Raw genomic sequence first — 5,335 nt, forward strand, 5'->3', positions numbered from 1 at the left:
CCGGTGGGAGAAGGGGCAAAGCGTGTGCGAACGGTCATGGCGCTCCCATAGCATGATTGCGTGCGCCACACTACCGGATGGCGATTTGTTGTCCGGGTATCATGAGAGGCATGTCATGCCTCATGAGCGTGCTGCCCCATGCCCCGACAAAGGACAGTCACCCTTATGAAAACCTGTCTGGTGAAAATCTGGCACAGGGGAGGCTCGCCCCTTGCGGGCAGCGGGGCAAGCCCCGTAGAGGCTGCGGATTGCCGGTTGCCTTGCAAGGGGCATCGCGGTCAGATGTCTGCCGGGTCAGACTCCAGATCAAAGCAGTATCCTGCGAACAGTATTTGCAGAAACCTGTATTCGATGTAACGATCCCGATATGAAAAAACGATTGCTTCCTGCCTGCCTCGCATCTCTCGCCTGCGTTCTCGATCTTGGGGTGGCGTCTGCCCATGCTGCACCCGTCGCACCGCGCGTCATTATTGTTGCAGGCTGGGAAAACGGTGCAGATACAGGTGATGCGCCGGGCGAATATCAGGACTGGGTCGAGCGTGAGCATCTGAGCGAGACAGTGCCAGTGCGTGGCGTGAAGGAGCCCATCCTGCGACGCAATAACGACGGAGTGTACGGCATTGTGCTGCGTTCCGGCCCGTCTGAACTCATGGCTCTGGCGCTCGACCCGGCATTTGACCTGAAAAAGACCTACTGGATCTTCACTGGCATTTCCGGCGTGAACCCCAATGTGGCCTCGGTCGGAAGCGTGGCCTGGGCGCGCTGGGTGGTGGATGGCGATGCCCTGCGTGAACTCGATGACCGCACCATTCCCAAGGACTGGCCCTATGGGCTTTACGCCATCGGAGCAGATCGCCCGAACACCCTGCCGAAAGATCCCAATCACTATGGCTCGGTGACGGATGTCGCACAGTTGACCAAGGCCTATGCGCTCAATCAGGGTCTGGCGCGGTGGGCCTATGGTCTGAGCAAGGATGTCAAATTAGCCGACGACCCGGAAATCGCCCGCCGACGCGCAGCCTGGCCTGCGAGCCTTCCTGCCAGCAAACCCCCGATGATCTTGATGGGCGAGACCTTGGGGGCCTTGCGCTACTGGCATGGCGAGGCACGCAATGACTGGGCGCAGGGCTGGGTGAAACTCTGGACGAAAAACCAGGGCGTTTTCGTCATGACCAACGAGGAAAGCCAGACCAACCAGAAGCAGATGCGCCTGCTGGCGAAATGGGGCTATGTCGATCCGGACCGGGTGATGGTGCTGCGTTCGGGCTCCAACCCTTCCATGCCGCCCCCACATGTTTCCCTGACCCAGTCGATGGGCGATGAGGGACCCGGCCAGAATATCGCTTTCGACAATAACGAGCGCGTCGGGGCACCTGTCGTGGCGGAGCTGGTCCGTCATTGGGATCACTATCGTGACCATGTGCCCTCCGCCCCCTGAAGGCGCTGGACAGGGTGCCTCTGACAGGTGCGCCTTGCCCTGTCGGGGCAGGGGGATGTGACGCTCTCCCGCCTTGCCGGGTCTCTTGAGAGCATTCTGCTCTCGCAGGGGCGCGGGCTTGCAGCCTGGCTTGCTGTAGCATGGGCCGCAGGATGCCTGATCTATTTCCTGCCCCGTTACGAGCCCGGTTTCTGGTGCGCCAGTGCCTGCGTCCTCGTGGGGGTGGGCATAGTGCTGTCAGGGTGGTCCCGTATCAATGCCAGAAGCCTTGGCTTTGTCATGGTGATGGCGGGCGCGGGGTTTCTACTGGCGCGGGCGCAGGCAGGGCGGCAGCCCCCCATGCCTGCGCTTCCCTCACTGGCGGTCGTGTTGCATGGCAGGGTGATCGATGTCGCCACGACCACAGAGCCGGGCCAGATCCTTCAGCGTTTGCGCGTCAGGGACGCCGTGTTCGAGAGCGGGGTCGATATCGGCATGGCCCCGCTCAAGCGTGATTTGCTGCTCTTTACTCATGAGGGCCAGACCTATGTTCCGGGCATGGTGCTGCGCCTGCGGGCCGTATTGCGTCCGCCCGACTGGCCGGATTACCCCGGTGCGCGCGATCGACAAAGAGAGGCGTGGTTCGATGCCCTCGCCGGGTCCGGTCGGGTGCTGGGCGTGCCAGAGATCCTCGCGGCACCGCAGGGCTACAGGCTGGGGCGCTGGCGCGCCGCGATCACGGCAGAAATCATGTACCATCTCGAAGGGCAACGCGCCGCCATTGCCGCCACCCTGCTGGCCGGGCACGGCGAGGGGATAAGCCAGCAGACCAGACAGGCCTATGCGGCATCGGGGCTGGCCCATATCCTTGCCGTAGCGGGGCTGCATTTGGGCCTGGTCATGGGCGCCCTCTTTGCGGCTGTGCGGATGGGGCTCGTCCTTTGGCCGTGGCTCGGCCTGCGTCTGCCCTGTCGGGAAATCGCTGCCTTCGCGGCACTGGCAGGGGGCGTGGTCTATGTGGCGCTCACTGGGTTCCATCTGCCAGCCTTGCGCAGTCTGGGCATGGCGGGTCTGGCAACCCTTGCCCTTCTGAGCGGGCGTCGTGTGCTCTCCATGCGCTCGCTGGCTCTGGTGGCACTGATCCTACTTATGGCGTCTCCGGTGCTGGTGCTCGATCTGTCATTCCAGATGTCGTTTGCAGCCGTCATGGCCCTGATTGCAGGCTACGAAGCCATGCGGCCGCGGTTTGTCCGGCGAGCCGAACAGGGGCATCAGGGCGGCATCGGCCATCATCTCGTGTTGCTTTCCCTCACCAGTGCGTTGGCGGGAGGGGCAACCCTGCCACTCGTCATGGCGGGCTTTGGTAGTTTTCAGCCCTGGTTCATCATGGCCAATCTTGTCGCGGTACCCATAGCGGCATTCTGCATCATGCCCGCAGGGCTGTGCGCGTTGCTGCTCATGCCATTAGGGGGCGCTGGTGCGCCTCTCTGGGTCATGGGGCAGGGGATCGGGCTGGTTTCGTCGTTGGCCGCGCATGTTGCAGCATGGCCAATGGCTCACATCGCTGTGCCCCATATGCCTTGCTGGGCCCTAGTCCTGTATATGGCCGGGCTGGCAATCCTGTGCCTCTGGCGCGGCAAGGCCCGTTTCATGGGGCTGCCTCTCATGCTGACGGGGGTTGCGTTACCGCTCTGTCTGTCAGCGCCTGTGCTGCTCGTCTCACCCGATGCCGGTCTCATCGCTTTCCGACAGGGGAGTGCCTGGGTTGCGGGGCCGCATGGCAGCCTTTCAAACCATACGCTCTCTGCCTGGGTTCAGGCTTGGCCCCGGTCTGTCATATCATCGGCACAACCGCCGGATTGCGATGCTGAGCGGTGCCATATCGAGCGGGGAGGCCAGAATATCGCCATCCTGTTCTCCCGCCTCCGTTCAGCAGACCCACCTCCCGAGTGTACGGGCAACGCGCTCGTGGTCAGCGCTGCTCCCCTGCCATCGGCGTGCAGAAGTGGCATCTATGTCGATCGCTTCACGGTCTGGCGCGATGGCGCGGTCATGGTGCGCGATGGCGCAGATCGGAGCAGGGGGAAAGCCTTGCAGATCATATCAGACCGCTCATGGCGCGGTGCGCGGCTATGGGTACCGCGCCCTGGTTTCAGGGGCGTACCCAATCTGCCTCTGGCAAAGGCTGAGTAGCCATCAGCTCTTCTTTGGATAGAAATGAAGAGCGACACGCTCCATGCTCAATCCCTGTACCAGAATGGTGAAGACCACGATGCCGTAGCAGATCGGGGCAAGAACCTCCTTCATCGGTCCGGCAGGCAAAGTGAGCGCGAGCGACAGAGAAATGCCACCGCGCAATCCGCCCCAGGTCAGCACGGCCAGCATGCGCCCGCGATCTTCTCCATAAAGATGGATCGGCAGGATGGCGAGAAACACGCTGAGCGCCCTCGCTGCAATTGAAAGCGGAATACCCAGGAGCAGGGCCACGAGCGCACGCTGGCTGGGAATGGCGGCCAGCACCTCAAAGCCGATCATCAGGAAGAGGAGTGCGTTCAGGATCTCGTCAACGAGTGTCCAGAAGCTGCTGAGTTCCTCACGCGCATGGTCGTCCATGCTGCTCTTGGCGCGTTCGCTCCCCAGGCAGAGGCCTGCCACGACCACGGCGATCGGGCCTGACATGCCAAGCGCATGGGCGAGGCTGAATGTGCCTGCCGCCAGGCTGAGCGACACCAGAAGCTGCAAGTGGCTGTCGCGTGCAGCGCGAAAGCAGAGCAGAGCAATCAGACCGGCCACAAAACCAAGCCCCGCACCCCCTACAGCCTCGATTCCGAAAGCTTCGGCAGCATCCACTAGGGTCAGGTGATGCGCCTCACCCGTGACCAGTGTCATGGCAAGGCCGAAAATCACGATGCTCACCCCGTCATTGAACAGGCTTTCTCCGGCAAAAATGGCCTGAATGGGCCCCGGCAGACCCAGCCGGCGCAACATGCCCACCACCGAAACCGGGTCGGTTGGCGCCAGAATGGCCCCCAGCACCACGCACCACAGGAATGGCACGGGCAGTCCCACCTGCGCCATGACCCAGTACATGGCCCCGCCCAGCATGAACACCGCCAGTATGGTTCCCACGATGGCGAGGAAGAATACCGAGAATTTCCGCTCCATCAGATGGCGTGTATCAACCTGCAGGGCACCGGCGAAAAGCAGGAAAGACAAGGCACCGTCCAGCAAATTGCCAGGCAGGTCGGCCGAGGCAAGAAGCGTCATGGGCAGAGTGTGCAGATCGACACTGGGCAGGGCCATGTCCAGCCCCTTGACCACAAGCGACACGATCAAGGCAATCAGCAGGATGCCAATCGTCATGGGCAGGCGCAGCAGCTTGTAATTGAGAATGCCGCACGCGGTGCAGAGGGTAAGAAGAATCGCGAAGAGGCTGAGGGAGGACATGAAATCTCTTTGCCGATGATGCCGGGATGAGCCGTTTTACCGCATGGGAACGTGAACGCACGCCCTTCGTCCAGCTTCTCACATTATGTCATCCACAAAACCATGGTTTATCCCTCGGGTCGCGTTGCACCAGGGGCATCACGTCGAACCATTGCGATATCGTATTGTATAGGGCTAGCCTGCTCATCCGGTCCCAGAATGACTGCCTGTTTTTGACTGGAAAGGGAGAGAGACCTGTATGAGTGAGAGAGGCATCATGGCCACGTTGAATGGTCTTGGCATGATAATGGTCGGGTTGCTGATCGGCTTGTCGAACGGGCGCGCCGCACCGGTAGATAAAACGCAACCCGATGCCTGGCATCAGCAGTTACAGGCGATGGGCCTCCCACCCGGGTTGGGCGAGAAGGCATCGCCTGCAAATCCAATCCATCAGGTGACGCTTGCGCCACTCTTCCACGAGCCATTTGCTTG

3 protein-coding genes and 1 pseudogene are annotated in these 5,335 nt (G+C 61.7%); 3 read left to right on the forward strand and 1 reads right to left on the reverse strand.

Features of this window, described 5'->3' with window-relative positions; genetic code table 11:
* The first annotated feature begins 367 nt into the window (after positions 1-367).
* Together P792_RS31635 and P792_RS31640 are read left to right on the forward strand one after the other, a co-directional pair.
* Positions 368-1,438 (forward strand): purine nucleoside permease, encoded by a 1,071-nt coding sequence (locus tag P792_RS31635; RefSeq protein WP_023979363.1) that lies wholly within the window; start codon positions 368-370, stop codon positions 1,436-1,438.
* Positions 1,439-1,465: 27 nt separating this feature from the next.
* Positions 1,466-3,610, forward strand: coding sequence for a ComEC/Rec2 family competence protein (locus P792_RS31640; RefSeq protein WP_023979364.1), 2,145 nt, complete (start codon positions 1,466-1,468; stop codon positions 3,608-3,610).
* Positions 3,611-3,613: 3 nt separating this feature from the next.
* Here P792_RS31640 and P792_RS31645 read toward each other — a convergent pair whose 3' ends face one another.
* Positions 3,614-4,864, reverse strand: a complete 1,251-nt coding sequence (locus P792_RS31645; RefSeq protein WP_023979365.1) for a sodium:proton antiporter — start codon at positions 4,862-4,864, stop codon at positions 3,614-3,616.
* Between the two features lie 256 nt (positions 4,865-5,120).
* On the opposite strand from P792_RS31645, the pseudogene P792_RS39000 reads away from it, so the two are divergent.
* A pseudogene (locus P792_RS39000) lies at positions 5,121-5,335 on the forward strand (hypothetical protein); the annotation flags it as partial.

It is taken from the genome of Asaia sp. SF2.1, assembly GCF_000505765.1.
GTDB classification, from domain to species: domain Bacteria; phylum Pseudomonadota; class Alphaproteobacteria; order Acetobacterales; family Acetobacteraceae; genus Asaia; species Asaia bogorensis.

Excerpts from the sequence above, each read along its gene's own strand:
- P792_RS31635 (WP_023979363.1), top strand. The coding sequence starts at position 368 with ATGAAAAAACGATTGCTTCCTGCCTGCCTCGCATCTCTCGCCTGCGTT.
- P792_RS31645 (WP_023979365.1), bottom strand. The coding sequence starts at position 4,864 with ATGTCCTCCCTCAGCCTCTTCGCGATTCTTCTTACCCTCTGCACCGCG.